The 16,693-nt window shown below is 36.1% G+C and carries 16 protein-coding genes and 1 pseudogene; 5 read left to right on the top strand and 12 right to left on the bottom strand.

Features of this window, described 5'->3' with window-relative positions:
* Nucleotides 1–46: 46 nt before the first annotated feature.
* Nucleotides 47–706, bottom strand: a complete 660-nt coding sequence (uppS, locus tag AMET_RS06100; RefSeq protein ID WP_012062485.1) for a polyprenyl diphosphate synthase — start codon at nt 704–706, stop codon at nt 47–49.
* 215 nt (nt 707–921) lie between these two features.
* Complete coding sequence (locus AMET_RS06095; RefSeq protein WP_012062484.1) at nt 922–1,764, bottom strand: L,D-transpeptidase family protein; 843 nt, start codon at nt 1,762–1,764, stop codon at nt 922–924.
* A 174-nt stretch (nt 1,765–1,938) separates the two neighbouring features.
* Here AMET_RS06095 and AMET_RS06090 point away from each other — a divergent pair, with 174 nt between their 5' ends.
* Together AMET_RS06090 and AMET_RS06085 are read left to right on the top strand one after the other, a co-directional pair.
* Nucleotides 1,939–2,412, top strand: coding sequence for a GNAT family N-acetyltransferase (locus tag AMET_RS06090; RefSeq protein WP_012062483.1), 474 nt, complete (start codon nt 1,939–1,941; stop codon nt 2,410–2,412).
* A 77-nt stretch (nt 2,413–2,489) separates the two neighbouring features.
* Nucleotides 2,490–3,530, top strand: coding sequence for an FAD:protein FMN transferase (locus tag AMET_RS06085; protein ID WP_012062482.1), 1,041 nt, complete (start codon nt 2,490–2,492; stop codon nt 3,528–3,530).
* A gap of 68 nt (nt 3,531–3,598) precedes the next feature.
* Here AMET_RS06085 and AMET_RS27185 read toward each other — a convergent pair.
* A pseudogene (locus tag AMET_RS27185) lies at nt 3,599–3,697 on the bottom strand (thioredoxin family protein); the annotation flags it as partial.
* Nucleotides 3,698–3,862: 165 nt separating this feature from the next.
* Between AMET_RS27185 and AMET_RS06075 the strand changes: the two are divergent.
* Entirely contained in the window at nt 3,863–5,722 is a 1,860-nt protein-coding gene (locus AMET_RS06075) for an IS1634 family transposase (RefSeq protein WP_041720424.1), read from the top strand.
* Between the two features lie 201 nt (nt 5,723–5,923).
* Here AMET_RS06075 and AMET_RS06070 read toward each other — a convergent pair whose 3' ends face one another.
* From AMET_RS06070 to AMET_RS06035, 8 genes are all read right to left on the bottom strand, one after another.
* Nucleotides 5,924–6,163 carry a thioredoxin family protein gene (locus AMET_RS06070; RefSeq protein ID WP_330368703.1) on the bottom strand — a complete coding sequence of 80 codons (240 nt, stop codon included), beginning with the start codon at nt 6,161–6,163 and terminating at the stop codon, nt 5,924–5,926.
* Nucleotides 6,164–6,238: 75 nt separating this feature from the next.
* On the bottom strand, nt 6,239–7,222 hold the full coding sequence (locus AMET_RS06065; RefSeq protein ID WP_012062479.1) for a permease: 984 nt from the start codon (nt 7,220–7,222) through the stop codon (nt 6,239–6,241).
* A 20-nt stretch (nt 7,223–7,242) separates the two neighbouring features.
* Nucleotides 7,243–7,560 carry an ArsR/SmtB family transcription factor gene (locus tag AMET_RS06060; RefSeq protein WP_012062478.1) on the bottom strand — a complete coding sequence of 106 codons (318 nt, stop codon included), beginning with the start codon at nt 7,558–7,560 and terminating at the stop codon, nt 7,243–7,245.
* A gap of 257 nt (nt 7,561–7,817) precedes the next feature.
* Nucleotides 7,818–8,543: an HAD family hydrolase gene (locus tag AMET_RS06055; RefSeq protein WP_012062477.1), complete on the bottom strand. Its 726-nt coding sequence runs from the start codon at nt 8,541–8,543 to the stop codon at nt 7,818–7,820.
* Nucleotides 8,544–8,752: 209 nt separating this feature from the next.
* Nucleotides 8,753–11,416, bottom strand: a complete 2,664-nt coding sequence (gene cphA / locus AMET_RS06050; protein WP_012062476.1) for a cyanophycin synthetase — start codon at nt 11,414–11,416, stop codon at nt 8,753–8,755.
* 44 nt (nt 11,417–11,460) lie between these two features.
* On the bottom strand, nt 11,461–12,279 hold the full coding sequence (locus tag AMET_RS06045) for a cyanophycinase (protein WP_012062475.1): 819 nt from the start codon (nt 12,277–12,279) through the stop codon (nt 11,461–11,463).
* 339 nt (nt 12,280–12,618) lie between these two features.
* Nucleotides 12,619–14,244 carry a Na/Pi cotransporter family protein gene (locus AMET_RS06040; protein WP_012062474.1) on the bottom strand — a complete coding sequence of 542 codons (1,626 nt, stop codon included), beginning with the start codon at nt 14,242–14,244 and terminating at the stop codon, nt 12,619–12,621.
* 246 nt (nt 14,245–14,490) lie between these two features.
* Nucleotides 14,491–14,829 carry a rubredoxin-like domain-containing protein gene (locus tag AMET_RS06035; protein ID WP_012062473.1) on the bottom strand — a complete coding sequence of 113 codons (339 nt, stop codon included), beginning with the start codon at nt 14,827–14,829 and terminating at the stop codon, nt 14,491–14,493.
* A 256-nt stretch (nt 14,830–15,085) separates the two neighbouring features.
* On the opposite strand from AMET_RS06035, the gene acpP reads away from it, so the two are divergent.
* Nucleotides 15,086–15,316: an acyl carrier protein gene (gene acpP / locus AMET_RS06030; protein WP_012062472.1), complete on the top strand. Its 231-nt coding sequence runs from the start codon at nt 15,086–15,088 to the stop codon at nt 15,314–15,316.
* A 181-nt stretch (nt 15,317–15,497) separates the two neighbouring features.
* Nucleotides 15,498–15,884 carry a hypothetical protein gene (locus AMET_RS06025; RefSeq protein WP_012062471.1) on the top strand — a complete coding sequence of 129 codons (387 nt, stop codon included), beginning with the start codon at nt 15,498–15,500 and terminating at the stop codon, nt 15,882–15,884.
* Between the two features lie 444 nt (nt 15,885–16,328).
* Here the strand turns inward: AMET_RS06025 and AMET_RS06020 are convergent, their stop codons facing one another.
* Complete coding sequence (locus AMET_RS06020) at nt 16,329–16,673, bottom strand: Asp23/Gls24 family envelope stress response protein (protein WP_049765210.1); 345 nt, start codon at nt 16,671–16,673, stop codon at nt 16,329–16,331.
* Nucleotides 16,674–16,693: the final 20 nt, after the last annotated feature.

Raw genomic sequence — 16,693 nt, 5'->3', positions numbered from 1 at the left:
GTCCAATTGTCTTAAGTCGCTTAGTAATATGTTTACTTCGCTTTATTTAACCACCCAAGGTAACATCTTGTTGGTTATACCATTCCAAAGCATCATATAAATGCTGTGGCTTAAAATCTGGCCAATACGCATCCACTACATACAAATCCGAGTAAATGGATTGAACAGGCAAAAAACCACTGAGTCTCCTTCTCCCCCCCCAACGTATAATTAAATCTACCCGTGAAATATCTGCAGAAGCAATGTTTGTCATGATATTTTCATTAGAGCTTGAATTTTTTTTCACTTCTTGACTTAATCCATGGCTCAGATCCCACTGCCAGCCATAATTTACTAGAAAATTGACCTTAAGACGCCCCTCTCCAAACTTAGTTCGCTTTCTATAGGGTATGAGCTGTTTAGGAAATAGATTTGAGCTATCGTTACCAATAACCAATAGTTCTGCATCTTCCTTTGACAGCATCTCTACTGCATCTACGCAGCTTTTTTGAAATGCCTCTCGTTGAATAGAAGGTCTTTTTGTATTGTCCTGTGTAAATCCATAAAAGGTTAATTCTTTTACACCTAATTCTTTGCAAAGACCATAGAGCTCAAGCCCTGGATTCAAACCCTTTTCATATCCTGCTTCCTTAGCTAAGCCCTGTCCCGCTGCCCATCTTCTATTTCCATCAGGGATTACCCCTATATGGCTTGGAATTCTGTTCATTGTTTATACTCCTCCTTTGTTATCCCACTGGTATCACATTTCCATCTTCTTATGATTATTGCTTTTAATTGGCTTTTTTATAAGTTCACCTAAAAATTCGTCTGATGCTGTCGCATCGACTCATAGCGCACTTAAATTTTAAACGGGCGTTGTTAAAAATTTCAAGTGCTTAAATAAGAGTTACTTCAAATTGAGAAGCAACTCTTTTTTATCTATTATGGCTCTCGGTTATCTTCAAATTGTTCTATGGCTAACTGTAGTTTATTATATGTGTCAACTCCTACAACGCCATCTGCAATAATGTTAAAATCTCTTTGAAAATTACGTACAGCTTCCATTGTTTCCTCGTCATAGATCATATCAATTTCACCCTCATAGTAGCCTAGGGTTGCTAAAATATTTTTCACATCTAATATGTCTGCTCGAGGCTCTACTCCTATAGTGAGTATCCTTCCAGAAAAAATTTCTCCCGTAATTCTAACTGGTGTACCCAAGGGTACAATATCGTACAAAACTTCAACGTCTTCATTGAACATCCTGATACAACCATTACTAGCTGCAGTTCCTATGGATTCTGGTGCATCTGTACCATGAATACCATAGCCTCCCCAGGGTATATTAATTCTCATCCACCTTGTACCGAAGGGCCCCCCTGGATTGAGTGTTTTTTGTATAATTCGCCAATCTCCAGGTGGTGTAGGGGTTTGTGGCTTCCCAACTGCCACTGGATAAGATTGTAAAATTTCTGTATATTGCTTTAATGTTAAAATCCTTTGCTCTAAGTCAATATCAATTGCATATCCTTCTGTTGGAAGATCAACCATCACATCAGGGCTTAAGCCTATTGAGTTCCATGTGTCCGGACCTACAATTCCATCTGGTGTAATACCATACTCAGTTTGATATGTTCTAACTGCTTCAAAGAGCCCTTCATCATATATACCATCAATCTCGCCATCATAAAAACCGATTTCAACCAATCGTTCTTGAATGTGCATTACATCGGGCCCTTCCATATAAGGCTCTACAAGTCTTAAATACCTACTGGCTATTCTCATGACACATTCCTCCTTACTCTATCATACTGCATACAAAAGAATAATGTGCTCAATGGGAATGACTTTTGCTTTTATCATATGTCGTTTATAAAATTTCCGAAGAATTTTTCTCAATTGTGTTATAATATTATAATCATGCATCAGATCTTATTGAATATTACAGGAGGGATTTTTTTGTTAAAAGTAAGGCTAGCAGAGCAAAATGATTATCATTATTTCGTATCAGACTATCTTTCACGATATGGTCAGGATCAGGAATTGGCCCACAAATACGCCACTGCCTGTATTGATATCAATAGAAGCTTAATGCTTTATTTAGATGAAGAGATTATTGGCGCCATGACTTGGTCTATCAGGGAAAAAGTTTCTTTGGGTTTAGTGGAAATTATTCAAATGACAATACCCAAACCCGAAAACCGAGGCAAGGGTTACGGTAATTTACTTGTTCAACATGGACTTAAGGACATGGAATCTTATTTCAGCCATAAGAATTATGAATTAAGACGTGTTTTTATCGGAATTCATGGTGAACATCTAGCAGCACGTAATGTATACAAAAACAATGGTTTCCGGGTTCTTGCTGAATTCGAAAACCATAGAAGAGATAAACTTAGCGAGTTTATTTATGCCAGAGATTTCTTTAACTAAATGAGCAGGCATACTTTACTTGCATCTATTCACTCTGATATAATAGATAACAGTTTAAAAAGAGAGGTGTCACAAAAATGAATACATTGAAGCGTAAAGGAAAACTTATCTTGTTACTCATTACTTTATCTATCCTTTTAATGGCCTGTGGTTCAGAAGAGCCTGAGTTAGTACAAAATGGCCAGTTAGCATTGGGAACTTACAGTCAGATTAGCGTTTATGCACCTACCACAAGCAAAGGCGAAAAAGCAATTGAAGCGGCATTTACTCAGGTGACGACAATTGAAAATACCCTAAGTACATCTATTGAAAATAGCGATGTATCGCAAATAAATCTAAATGCTGGCACTGCACCTGTCCAGGTAGATGAGATGACCTTAGATGTCATTCATGCAGGACTTGATTACTACAGTATCACAAAAGGTACTTTTAACATCGGTTTAGGTTCCTTAATTGAACTTTGGGGAATCGGGCAGGATTGGCAAAAAGTCCCTACGGATGAGGAGATCCAAGAAGCTAAACAGCATATTGATCTCTCCAATATTGAAATATCTGAAAAAGAAGTTTTTATTACGGATCCCCATATGCTAATGGATTTAGGTGGCATTGCTAAGGGCTATGCTGTAGATGAAGCCGTTGGCATTCTAAGAAGTAATGGCATTGAAAGTGGCTTTGTCAACTTTGGCGGCGACGTATATGCTTTGGGTAATAAATCAGACGGCACACCTTGGCGAATTGGAATTCAAAACCCCGAAATCGGAGAAAGTGGTGTCATCGCTCGAATGGGGTTAACAGATAAAGCGATTGTAACCTCCGGAGATTATGAGCGGTATTTTGTTGAAAATGATGTACGCTACCATCATATCATTGATCCCGAAACCGGCTATCCATCTACTAATGAAATAAGCAGCGTCACAATTATTTCAGATAAAAGTATGGATGCCGATGTCCTGTCTACAGCAATCTTTATTTTAGGCTTAGAAAAGGGATTAGATTTAATTGAATCCCTGGAAGAGATCCAAGGTGTCATTGTGACAAAGGATCGTAGCGTCTATATTTCTTCAGGCATTAAAAATGAAGTAGAAATGCTGGATTCAAATTTTAGCATCGTTAATTAAACGCCATTATAATAGAACCTGTAATCAATGATTACAGGTTTTTTTAATGCAATCTATTTTATCTCATCTTATCCTTCCAACACTTTTTTAACCTCATCCTTAGATGGTATACGCCCTGCAAATTTCACAGTACCATTCACCACCAAGCCAGGGGTTTTCATCACTCCATAGCCTAAAACCTGACTTCAGAACATAAATTCAGAACAAATGATGAGTAAATGTTTAAATTTGAACATTTCTCATTATTTTTTTGTTTATTTACGCCCACGACTTGTCGTGGTGAATAATATGATGTATAATGTAGTTAGAGGGATTTTATGGAGGGATTGTGCATGTATATTAGTAAATCTAAAAGACCAAGTGGTAAGTATTTCATATCAATTGCTAAGGGGATTAGAGATCCTGAAACTAAGAAATCAAAAAAAATTCAGATTAAAGGTTTTGGTACTCATGATTTGGATTCTAAATCAGGTAAGAAAGCTCTTGTGCAAGCTGAAGCTGAGCTAAAAGAAATAATTAGACTAGATGAAGCTTCTCGAGGATTTGAAAACTTTGAAGATTTTATTGTATCCATGTCAAAAGATAAGCTTTCTCTTAAGCATAAAAATATTGGCTATCTACCATACTTAGAAATCTTTAACCAATTGAAATTACAAAGTTTCTTTTCTAAGATGGTCAAAGACTCTAAACTTGATTATTCTTTTAGCGATATGATGTTCTATCAAGTACTTGGTAGATTATTCAATCCTTCTAGTAAGCTTGAAGTAGCTACTAGAAAGGATGATTTCCTGTATGATTTTAATTTTGTAAATAACGATAATATTTATTCCTCTTTGGATGTTTTTTCTGGATTTAATAAACATAAATCTAAAGCGTTACAAGATGGCATTCAAGTCATAAACGATATGGAGATTCTCTTAGATACCGTTGATTCAGAGGCTAAAAAAATATTAGAAACTAACATAAACAATACCTCTCACGAATTAGAAGAACTAATAACGTCTTATGATAGTAATTTTGAAATGAATGAAAACAAACTTTTCAAACATCTCAATAAACATATGGAAAAGATTGTTCCAGAAAGAAATATATCTTTAGCCTTTTATGACTGCACAACCTATTACTTTGAGTCTTTTGATGAAGACGGTTTTAGAGAAAGAGGCATGAGTAAGGATAATAAAAGAAATGAAACACAAGTGGTTATGGGTTTATTAATAGACACAAATGGCATCCCTATTTCCTATAGGCTTTTCAAAGGCAACAAACATGAATTACATACCATGGAAGAGGTCATTGACGATATATTAAATAATTACACCATAAAAGAAATTATTATCGTTGCTGACAGAGGCTTAAATTCAAGGGCTAACTTAGAAATGATCCGTGGCAAAGGGCTTAACTACATTGTAGGTTCTAAGGGCAGTGCAGTGCCTAAAGATCTAAAAGAGAAGAAATTCAATTCATCTTGGAACATCACTTCTAAAGCCGAGGCTAAATATAAAAGCGGCTATATCACCAGTAAAAGAAAAGTGAGTCACAATGATGAAACCTATGATGAATTAATCATAAAAAAATATTCAGATGTCTACAAAGAACGGGAGATGTTTAAACAAGATAAAATGCTTGAAAGAGCGAAAAAAAATATAAAAGATTTTACAATTAATTCAACAACTAAATCTAAAAGCAAGTATTACAAAGCTGTTGATAATCCTAAAGAGAAAATAAACATTGAGATCGATGAAGAAAAAATTAAACAAGAACAAGAGAATTTCGGATATTTTTACATCGTTACCAATAAAGTAGAGATGAATCCAGCAGATATAATGGTGGCTTATAAATCCCTGTATAAAATTGAAGAGTCCTTCAGAATATTAAAAACAAATTTAAAAGCAAGACCTGTGTATCACTTTAAAGAACGAAGAATCCGGTCACATTTTTTAATTTGTTATTTGGCCTTAGTCATCCAGAGAGTATTAGAGTATAAATTAGAAGAGAAAAACGTTGAAATATCTACCCATGAAATAATCAATGGTCTAGAAGGGTTTGTTATAGATGAGATTGATTACAAAGTAGACAAATTATATATGATCTCAGACAAATTATTTAAGAGCAAAATAAACCAAGACATATTTAAAATTGAAAAGAATGTTCTACTGAGTAATGAAATCTCCAATATAATTAAAAAGATGTAGTGAGTGCAAAACAAAAATAAAAAGTACTGAAACCTCTGTAAACAGATGGCTTCAGCACTTTTTATTATGAATGATGTTCCGAAGTCAGGATGAAGTAGAAATGCTGGATTCAAATTTTAGCATCGTTAATTAAACGCCATTATAATAGAACCTGTAATCAATGATTACAGGTTTTTTTAATGCAATCTATTTTATCTCATCTTATCCTTCCAACACTTTTTTAACCTCATCCTTAGATGGTATACGCCCTGCAAATTTCACAGTACCATTCACCACCAAGCCAGGGGTTTTCATCACTCCATAGCCTAAAATATCTTGAAAGTCTGTTACCTTTTCCACGGTTGCCTCCATGTTTAATTCTCCTAATACTTCTTCCACTACTTTAGTTAATGTGGTACAGTTTTTACATCCTGATCCTAAGATTTTAATTTCCATCATCATTTCCTCCTTTTATTATTCTTAGATAACATCGTTTACCATAAAATGAGACTATCATTTTTCCAAATGTCCCTTAAACTATAAAATCCAATTAAATAGAAATCCTACCAATACAATACCTGCTCCTGTAATACCCACAAATATCGCGATTAATTTAGGTTTGATTACCTTTTTTAATAAAATAATTGAGGGGAGCGATAGTGCCACCACAGACATCATAAAGGCTAAAGCGGTCCCCACTCCCACTCCTTTGCTAATCAAAGCTTCTGCTATTGGAATTGTGCCCACCGCATTGGCATAAAGGGGAATTCCAAAGAGTACACCCACAAATACCGCCAGTGGATTATTGGGTCCTGCATACTTAGTTAGTAAGTCCTCAGGTGCCCAGCCATGGATTAATGCTCCAATTCCAATCCCAATCACTACATAAATCCAAATATCCTTTACAATATCTACCACGCTATCCTTGGCATAAATGAGCCGTTGCTTTCTTGTCATGACTTCTGCTTCCATTTCACCCATCTTCATCTTGTAAACATATTCTTCCACCAAATGATGTAGGTTAAACTTCTCTATCAATAGCCCCGTAACAATTCCAATGGTCATCCCTGCTAAGGTATATAGAATGGCTATTTTAGGTCCAAATGTAACAAATAGATAGCCTAGGGCAATTTCATTCACAATGGGAGAAGTCACTAGAAAGGTAAAAGTCACACCCAATGGAATCCCCCCCTCAACAAAACCAATAAAAATCGGTACTGTTGAACAAGAACAAAAGGGTGAAACGACGCCTAATACCGATGCAACAACATATGCCCATATTCCACGAAATTTAGCCAACAATGCCTTTACCTTTTCCGGTGGAAAATAACTTCGGATATAGGTAATGACAAAAATCATAAAGCTAAGTAGAAATATGATTTTGATACTATCATAGATAAAAAAATGAACTGCATTGTAAAAAGTATCTCCCGTTTGGATATTCAAACCTAGAAGTTGTAATACCCAGTTGACAAATCTCACCACATAGGGTGCCACCAAATGACCAAATCTCTGAAACATAATAAATCCCCCTCATCATTTTACAACAAATGAGATAACGATTCTTGAAGTTGTTTTTGTAAAATTAATTTTACCTTCTCCAATATCACATATATCTCTAAATGGCTTACCTTGTAAAATACCATTAATCCTTCTTTTCGACTGGTTAAAATTCCTTGATCTTTTAAAACCTTTAAATGCTGTGAAACATTGGACTGCTCCAATTCTAGCTTTTCGTAGATATCACATACACAGAGTTCACCATCCTGATTCTTTAAAATTTCTAATATTTCCAGCCTCGTTGGGTGAGCTAATGATTTTAGTAAACTTGCACAAAGACGATAGTTTTGATTTGACATTTTTTCACCTTCCTTTATCCAGTTTTCGTTTTTTTTCTTGAAATAAGTCCTATTACCATTCCTTTGGAGCCAAAAATAATTCTAGATCAAATCTTTTCAATATTATTAAATTAGATTTTTCTAATATACTAATATTATACTCCTTTGATGTTATTTTGACAATATATATTTGAAAATAGTTTAACTTTTCTACTAAACCTATTCACAAGAAAAAGAGGACCCTTAGGCCCTCTTCTGCACAACAATCTTCGTTATTATTATAGGATTGTTGTCTCTGCATTTAATTCATAGATAACATCTTTTCTTTCAATAATAATCTTCAGTATTTTTCTTAGTTCTTCATCCTTTCTTATCCTTAGTAATAGTTCTTTAGCAGGATTAATGGCAATCGGATGGCCCACTGACTTCAACATACTAAAATCTCCATTTGTGTCTCCATAGGCATAGCTTTTTTGCAAATCAATATTGTGTTCATCTACCAATTCTGCTATTGCAACCTGTTTGCTCTCTGCATCCCACATTTGCTCTATTTCTCCAGTAAATCGATTGTCCTCATCAACAAAATACTTGGTTCCACGATAATCTGTAACGCCATATTTTTTGGCCATTCTACTCACTAGGTAATCAGGACTTCCTGAAATGAAAATAATTTTATGACCCTGTTCCTTGTGCCACTCAATTTGACCTCGTGTATAACGATACACACGATCTCCCTTTAAGTGAATCACCTGATTGGAAATAAACTCGATATGTTCCTTACGCATTCCCTTCATAGCCCCAATATAAATTTCTGCAATTTCCAATAGGTAATCCTCATAGTTTCCTTGTCTTTTATCCCAGTTATGAAAGGTTCCTTTGGCTACATTGTGCCATATGGCAGGATCAATCACTTCATACTTAATTAACTTTTTAAAATGCTCTACCATTAGTGAATCTCGATACAAAGTACCATCAATATCAAAAAACACGCCTACATTTTTCATCACTATCACTCCCCCAATGGTATCATTTCAATATTAAGTATCATATTACCTTATTAATACTCATTCTTCAAGAATTTAAACCATTAACTTATTATACGACTTTATTCCATTTAAAGTATTATATTTTTTTGTTTTTTTAATAAAGGAATCAAACATAAAAGAAGCATCAAAGATGCTCCTTTCCTGTGTAGGTATTTTACTGGTTTGGGCTACAACTTTCCAACGGCTTCTTCTATTTTAATTTCTAATTGTGGATTTAATGACATTGTTTTTTCTGCATCTTGTGTATCCTTAATTAGTTTAACCAAGGGCTCCAATTTTTCATAAAACACGATAATGATGTCTCCCTGTTGGGCACTTTCTAAGGCCTTTTGCAATGCCTTAATTTCACAGTGCTCAATTTGGATTTCTTCTTCCTTTAATCCCCCTAATGCGCATCCCTTTTTCATTAAATTCGCTACTTCCCCAGGATTTCTACCTCTTAAATCTTTATCTTCCTTAATATACACATGGTCAAAATGCTTTCCGGATATTTCCCCTATCTTTAATGTGCTAATATCAGTTCTATCACCTGGAACCCCAATGACACCTATCAAACGGTTCTTTTTCATTAATTTCAATCCTTCAAGTACTTTCTGGTATCCATCGATGTTGTGGCCATAGTCTATGACAACACGACATTTCTCCATTTCAAAGATATTAAACCTTCCTGGATTTGTACTGGCATCTGTTTGAAATTGACTGAGTCCTTTAGCAATCACATCGGTTTTTATTCCATGTCCAAAGGCCGCTGCAACTGCTGCTAAGCTATTTTCAATATTGTGTATGAGTACCCCTCCATAGGTGGCGGGTATGTTCTCCACATGAATGACAGGTTTTTCTTTTTCACCATCAAAAACCTGTATGATATCATCCTTAATATATACAGCTTTTTCCCCTCTATTGACGTGATCTTTGATCACCTTATTATTCATATCCTTAGCAAAATAGAGAATCTGACACGTAATTCGTTGGGCTATTCTTTCAACAAATTTATCCTCGGCATTTAAGATTGCATATCCCTGTGGCCTAATGGCTTCTGTAACCAGTGCTTTCACGTCTGCCATTTCTTCTAGGGTATTGACCCCATCCATTCCCAAATGATCATTCCCAATGTTAGTGATAATACCAATATCAGCTAGATCGTAGGCTAAGCCTTTGTTAATGAGTCCTCCCCTTGCTGTTTCTAAAACTGCAACTTCTACTCGATTGTCCAATAGTATACTCTCTGCACTTCTCGGTCCCGTTGCATCGCCTCCACAAATGAGTTCATCCTGTACATAGATACCACCGGTACTAGTCATTCCCACAACTAATCCATTTTGTCTCAGGATTTTTGCTAGCATTCGTGTTGTGGTCGTCTTACCATTTGTCCCTGTGACCGAAAAAATTGGAATTGTGAAAGGCTTTTCAGCAGGAAATAACATATTTACTATAGATGCTGCCACATTTCTACTTTGCCCTTCTGATGGATGGTGATGCATACGAATTCCAGGGCAAGCATTCACCTCAATTACAGCTCCACCCACTTGTCGGATGGATTGACTGATATCGGGCATCGTCACATCTATACCCGCTATATCCAAACCAATTATTCTAACTGCATCCCTCACAACTTTCACATTATCTGGATGAATTTCATCCGTTACGTCAATGGCAATCCCACCAGTACTTAAGTTAGCATTTTCTCTTAGATATATCAACTCTTCTTTTTTAGGAACATCTTCTAAAGTGCGACTTGTTTTTTGTAAAATTAACATCATCACATCATCTATTTTAATTTTTGTTAATGGTTTTTCATGTCCTTCACCTCGAAGGGGGTTACTATTTTCTATGTCAATTAACTCTCTGATTGTATTGTATCCATTTCCCACCACATGTGTCTGTATTCGCTGGGAAACTGCCACAACTTGATCTGCCACAACAGCGATTCGATAATGCTTACCTGGAATGAATGTCTCCAGCAATACCCTATCGCTAAATCCTCTGGCAATATCAAATGCACTTTCTACATCTTCAGAGCATCTTAACTCAAGTGAGACCCCTTTTCCTTGGTTTCCATTATCAGGCTTCACCACAACAGGATAACCGATCTCTTCAGCTACTTCAACTGCATGTTCCCTAGCAGTAACCACTTTCCCAAAAGGCACAGGAATGCCTACGCTACGAAGAATATGATTAGTTAAAACCTTGTCACAAGCAGTATCTACAGCAACACAGCTTGTCTGATCTGTAACCGTTGCTTGAACTTTCCGCCCATACTTTCCGTAACCCAACTGCACTAAGCTGTGCTCACCTATTCTCGTAACTGGTATGTCCCTCTTTTTTGCTTCCTCTACAATTGCAGCTGTGCTTGGACCCAAGGTACTGGTGCTAACTAAACCCTGGATTCCATTCAGGTGCTGTTCTAAATCAATTGCTTTATTATTCAAAAGACTGTCTATTATATTAAAAGCCAACTTTCCTGATTCCAAGCCAGCTATTGGATCTTCATAGGTGAAAACCAAGCAATAGATTGTCTCACCCTCTAAATATCGGGTTTTTCCAAACGTGACTCGATAACCAAGTTTATTTTGTATATCCAGGGCCATATGCTCTAATACATGGGCTAAATAGGTTCCTCTATTTAATCGTTCAACAAATCCTCCTTCATAGCCTGGACTACATTTATGCTCTCTTAGACCAGGTAGCAAAGTTAATAGCTTTTCATTGAACCCTTCAATATCACAGGTTGGTATATTTACGTATTTCTCTAGGTCAACATCTATTCTAACTACAGGCCAATGACTATAAATGTTTCTACCTAAATACACCCGTGTGCTTACTAATTTCATCGACTGTCCTCCTCAATATATGAAGCTGAACTGAATCAGTATTTTTACTGAGTATTTTCCCTTATAATTGCCCTTCTATTTCCTATATGATAACCATATCCTGAGGGTAGAATATCTACCTTGACATTGGTAATTGCCAATGGTTCATCTGGATACTTTTCTGATATGTTTGTATAATTGACTTGCAGTCCATCAACGACTGTCACCACACCTGATCCGATGACACTGATCTCTCTTTGATCATTCACTGTAATAGCTGTATCTTCATCAATCCCTAATCCCAATATGTGAGGATTCTGAGCTACAGCTGCCAGTAACCTACCAATTCTTCCTCTTTGATTAAAATGCTGGTCAATAATAGCCCCTTCTAAGAGTCCCATTCCTGGGGCCATTTTTAATGTGCACTTTCTAGGGGCTTCTTCATCAGCTCCTTCTACCACCATAATTTCACTCATCATGGATGCACCTGCACTGGTTCCAGCAATTACAACACCATTTTTAATTGCCTTCTTCATATAATTATGGACTTCTGTTCCACCTAATATACTTGAAATCCTCAGTTGATCTCCACCAACAAAAAAAATACAATCTACTCCCTCTAGGACTTTTATTGTCTGTTTACGGTTTGCATCCTTCCTGTTTGTAATATTTATGGTTTGAACTTCATCGACTCCTAAGTCATAAAATATTTTACGGTATTCCTCTCCAACTTCTAAAGGATAGTTTGTAGCAGTGGTGACGATGGCGATTTTAGCACTCTCCCCGCCTGCTGAATGTACAACTTCTTTTAGAATCTCTTGATCAGCTTTTTTATCTTCTCCTCCACCAATGATGATTAACTCTACATTTTCCATCTTTTCCATAACAGGCCCCTTCCAAATGAACTGTTTTTATTTTAACCTTTCAGGCAACAAATATTCTCTTTCTCCTTCGGGTTGCCAATTTCCACTTAATTTCACCCTCGCAATTCAGTCTTATTCAATTTAATTTACAAAATGAAACCCTCTTATATTGTTTCCTTTTATCACGTCATTCTTCAACCTTTTTAAGGTAATATAAGAAAAAAACTACATCTTCCTTATTTCAAAGGAAAACATAGTTTTTATTTAAACATTGGAAATTATTAACAAAAGAAGTTGGAGATTCAGTGGCCTACAAGTTGTTGCCATAATGTCAGACGCATTTATGAATTTGAATCCATTTTATCTGTTTGCCTTTACCCTATCTAATACTGCCATGGCGATATTTGATGAATGGTCCCCTATTCTTTCCAGGTTGCTAATGATATCAAGAAATACAACACCAGATCCCGGTATGCATTGTCGTGCATTGAGTCTTCCAATATGATTGGCTCTCAATGTCTTTTCTAAGTGATCTATCTGTCCTTCCGCTTCAATTACCTTCATGGCTAGACTTCCATTTAACTCCTTCATGGATGTTAGGGAATCTTCGTAAGCTTTAACAACTATATCTGACATATTCTTTAGTTCTTCTATTGCATAATCCGAAAAGTCCAACTGATTATCTAATCTATACTGGGCGAGTTCAGCTAGGTTTTCAGCATGGTCCCCGACTCGTTCAATGTCATTGATTGTATTGAAAAGACCATCTACTGTTTCACGGTTTTCTACGGAAACATTGGTATTTGATAGTTTGACTAAATAATCAGAAAGCTCTCTATCAATCTCATTGACATTTTTCTCAATGTTAAAGCTTTCATCAATCTTACTTTGATTTCTTTCATAGAAACCTTCTAATGCATTGGTCAATGAATTTCTGGCTACTCTTCCCATATGCAATGTCTCTTTAATCGAACTCGCCAATGCAATTGATGGTGTTTCTAAAATACGATCGTCTATATATTTAATCCCTTGGCTTCCCTCTTCCTCTCCAGGTATCATTTTTTTAGCTAAAGTAACTAAAATTCCTGCAAAGGGTAAAAGAATCAAGGTATTTGCAATATTAAAGATAGTGTGTGCATTGGCGATTTGTCTTGTGACATCATAGGCTGATGTTCCAGGATTTAACCGCGTCACAATGTGAAGAAGTGGATATTGTAGTGCAAAAATAAAGATTAATGTTCCGAATATATTAAATAGAAAGTGAAAAGCCGCTGCTCTCTTGGCGGTACGATTAGCCCCTATACTTGATAAAATTGCAGTTACTGTTGTTCCAATATTAATACCAAACAAAATAGGTAATCCTGATGAAATCGGAATTAATCCTTCCAGGGATAAAGCAAGTAATATTCCCGTTGAGGCGGTACTACTTTGTACTGCCACTGTGATCGCAAATCCAGCTAATATTCCTAAGAAAGGCGTTTCCCCAAAGCTAACTAGTAGGGTTCTAAATCCTTCATATTCCCTTAATGGTCTCAATGAATCTCCCATCATTTGCATTCCAATAAATAAAATTCCAAACCCAATAAAAGCTTCTGCTAGTTGTTTTACTTTGCGATTATTAGTAAATAACCATATGACAACGGCAATTCCCACAATGAGGGGTGCATATTTTTCAATTTTAAAACTAATAATCTGAGCAGTGATGGTTGTCCCGATGTTTGCTCCCATGATCACACCGACAGCCTGAGTCAGCTTCATCATTCCGGCATTAACAAATCCGATTACCATAACTGTCGAGGCACTACTGCTTTGTACAATGGCAGTGACACCGGCTCCTACAAGTACACCCATAGAACGATTACTGGTTAACATCCCAATAATTGATTTTAACTTGTCTCCTGCTGCTTTTTGTAATCCTGTACTCATGACATGCATTCCATAAAGGAACAAACCAAGTCCTCCAAGTACACCAAAGAAAATTTCCATTAAAAATCCTCCCTCTTTTGTTCAATCCCAATGTCTCTCAACCTATTTTACATACCATCCAATTTTACTGCTTTTATCGAGGAATTTCGTTAATAGTATGTTATGTTTATGTTAAATCTATGTTAAATCTTTTAACACAGATTTAACGTCCATTTTACAAATACCCTTATTAAATTTTTTCATTTGGTCTACCCATAATGCAGTTTAAAAAACATTCTGAAGCACAGTGCTCCAGAATGTCTCTGTTTATCCTTTTCCCCATTTTCCCTTCTTCATATGTATCTCTAGCTCAGCTTGAATCATACGTTTCATTAACTCAGAGAAGATCTCTGTTTTTTTGAAGATGGCAACACATCCAGGGTCAAGATCATCTTCAATGCCCGCATCTGCAATTTCTGACATTTGTTGTAACAATGTGTATAGTTCCATATGTAGGCTATTGGAATAAACCGATCTTTCTACCAATGTAATCTGCTCTTCACTTAGATCATTAAATTTCTCTCTTGGGGCTCCACATTTAGGACATTTTTCGGGTGCCTCCTCATCATGTACATAATTACATACTTGGCATTTATATAGTCTCATCAAACCCATCCTTCCATAATTGATCTTCGGTGTAGTGCTAAGACTCTCTGTCAATAAACCAACTACATCTTATTTTATCTTTTCAGTACTATATCATTACCAAAACAATCACTCCTATACCCTCACATGATAGCGGTTTTAAAATATTTTCTTTAATCTGTAAATGTTCTATACACAAGGCATCAAATTTGTGGTATTCTAAAATTGACATTTTGCCTATACTATTAAGTAAGGTTAATTATGAGGAGGAATACATATGTTATTTGAAAAAATCAGAGATTTAGTTGCCGAGCAATTAGGAGTCGATGATGCCAGTATCATTACACTATCTACATCATTATTAAATGATTTAGATGCAGATTCTCTTGATGCTGTTGAAATCATCATGGCCATTGAGGATGAGTTCGGACTAGAAATTCCCGACGAAGAAGCTGAAGGCTTTAAAAACATCGGAAATATCGTTGAGTATGTTGAAGCACATAAATAATGACTTATCAAAGCACTGTTTTTCTTAACAGTGCTTTGACTATTTTTTGTTTAACCACTGGTTTATTAGTCCATTCTTAATGCGATTATGTAAAGACAAGTTTCATAAATTCTATGTTTTTCATATATTAATATTGTAAAATAATTTAAATACTTTAATTGAGTATTAAGGAGGTTTTTTTGTGGAAAATTTAAAGGGCCATCACATGTATCCAGGGATGGATGATGATCACTTTATGCCTTATCCTGCTCCACCTATGATGGGACACATGCCTGCAATGCAGCCTGGTTCTCCCCCAATGATGCCAGGTCACTGTATGCCGCCACCCTACCAACCACCTATGATGGGACACATGCCTCATCCACCAATGCCCATAGGTGAGTATGATGCATACACACATGATCACTTTAAAAAAATGTATTACACACATCTTTATATGGCCAGTATGCATAAAGCCGAGGCCTACAAGCATAAGATGATGTATTATGACTACGATCATCATGATGATGATCATCATGATCACCACGACGACTGCCATCACCCCAAAGATCAGTACGACGATTGCTAATTAAAAAACAGGTCGAAATGACCTGTTTTTTAATTAGCAATCTATTTGAAGTACACATGCTTTTTATTGTTAGTTCTTTACTCACCTCAATTGTACATACATCAGCCAAATAATGATTGTTACTAACACGATCCCCCAGCGTAACCCAATCCTTTTTTGTGACATTTTAACTCCTCCCCTTTTATATACAATTATATACCCAATTATAGCGAAGTATTTCAATTATTCATACTATTTGGATCATTTACTTGTTTTATGTTTCTTCATATAAAAAGAGCGTCTTCGACGCTTTCGCTAGGGAAACCTAGTTTCCCTTCGACGACGACAAAGTCGTCTGAGCACCCTTCTGACTACGGAAAGGGAATACTTCCCCTTTCAACCCCTGCTTTTTTATATAATAGGAAAGCAGAACTTTCCTATTATATAAAAAAAAAGACACTAGGATTAAATCCTAATGTCTTGTACAAAAACGTTGACCCGTCCGACTTCAATATCGGTCATTGCCTCTATTGATCTCTTAACCTTCTCTTGAACAAGTCTAATGACTTCTGGAATGATGACTCCATATTCCACTACCACTGCAAGGTTGATGACAACTTGTGTTTCTTGATTTTGAATTTTAACTCCTTTTTTACTACTGGTCTTTTTGCTAAACATTTCAGTGATTCCGACTGGTAACCCTCCACTTAGTGAAACAATTCCTTTTACTTCACCCACCGCTTCCTGGGCAATTAACATAATTACATCATTGGCAATTCTAATTTTCCCATGTTCACCTGTCACTTCCACAATATTACCTCCTTTAACCA

The sequence above is a fragment of the Alkaliphilus metalliredigens QYMF genome, from assembly GCF_000016985.1.
Lineage (GTDB): Bacteria > Bacillota > Clostridia > Peptostreptococcales > Natronincolaceae > Alkaliphilus_A > Alkaliphilus_A metalliredigens.
This window is presented reverse-complemented; position numbering and strand designations above follow the sequence as displayed.

Excerpts from the sequence above, each read along its gene's own strand:
- AMET_RS06055 (WP_012062477.1), bottom strand. The coding sequence starts at position 8,543 with ATGAAAAATGTAGGCGTGTTTTTTGATATTGATGGTACTTTGTATCGA.
- acpP (WP_012062472.1), top strand. The coding sequence starts at position 15,086 with ATGTTATTTGAAAAAATCAGAGATTTAGTTGCCGAGCAATTAGGAGTC.
- AMET_RS06095 (WP_012062484.1), bottom strand. The coding sequence starts at position 1,764 with ATGAGAATAGCCAGTAGGTATTTAAGACTTGTAGAGCCTTATATGGAA.
- AMET_RS06070 (WP_330368703.1), bottom strand. The coding sequence starts at position 6,163 with ATGATGATGGAAATTAAAATCTTAGGATCAGGATGTAAAAACTGTACC.
- AMET_RS06040 (WP_012062474.1), bottom strand. The coding sequence starts at position 14,244 with ATGGAAATTTTCTTTGGTGTACTTGGAGGACTTGGTTTGTTCCTTTAT.
- cphA (WP_012062476.1), bottom strand. The coding sequence starts at position 11,416 with ATGAAATTAGTAAGCACACGGGTGTATTTAGGTAGAAACATTTATAGT.
- AMET_RS06065 (WP_012062479.1), bottom strand. The coding sequence starts at position 7,222 with ATGTTTCAGAGATTTGGTCATTTGGTGGCACCCTATGTGGTGAGATTT.
- AMET_RS06035 (WP_012062473.1), bottom strand. The coding sequence starts at position 14,829 with ATGAGACTATATAAATGCCAAGTATGTAATTATGTACATGATGAGGAG.
- uppS (WP_012062485.1), bottom strand. The coding sequence starts at position 706 with ATGAACAGAATTCCAAGCCATATAGGGGTAATCCCTGATGGAAATAGA.
- AMET_RS06045 (WP_012062475.1), bottom strand. The coding sequence starts at position 12,279 with ATGGAAAAGATGGAAAATGTAGAGTTAATCATCATTGGTGGAGGAGAA.
- AMET_RS06085 (WP_012062482.1), top strand. The coding sequence starts at position 2,490 with ATGAATACATTGAAGCGTAAAGGAAAACTTATCTTGTTACTCATTACT.
- AMET_RS06075 (WP_041720424.1), top strand. The coding sequence starts at position 3,863 with ATGTATATTAGTAAATCTAAAAGACCAAGTGGTAAGTATTTCATATCA.
- AMET_RS06060 (WP_012062478.1), bottom strand. The coding sequence starts at position 7,560 with ATGTCAAATCAAAACTATCGTCTTTGTGCAAGTTTACTAAAATCATTA.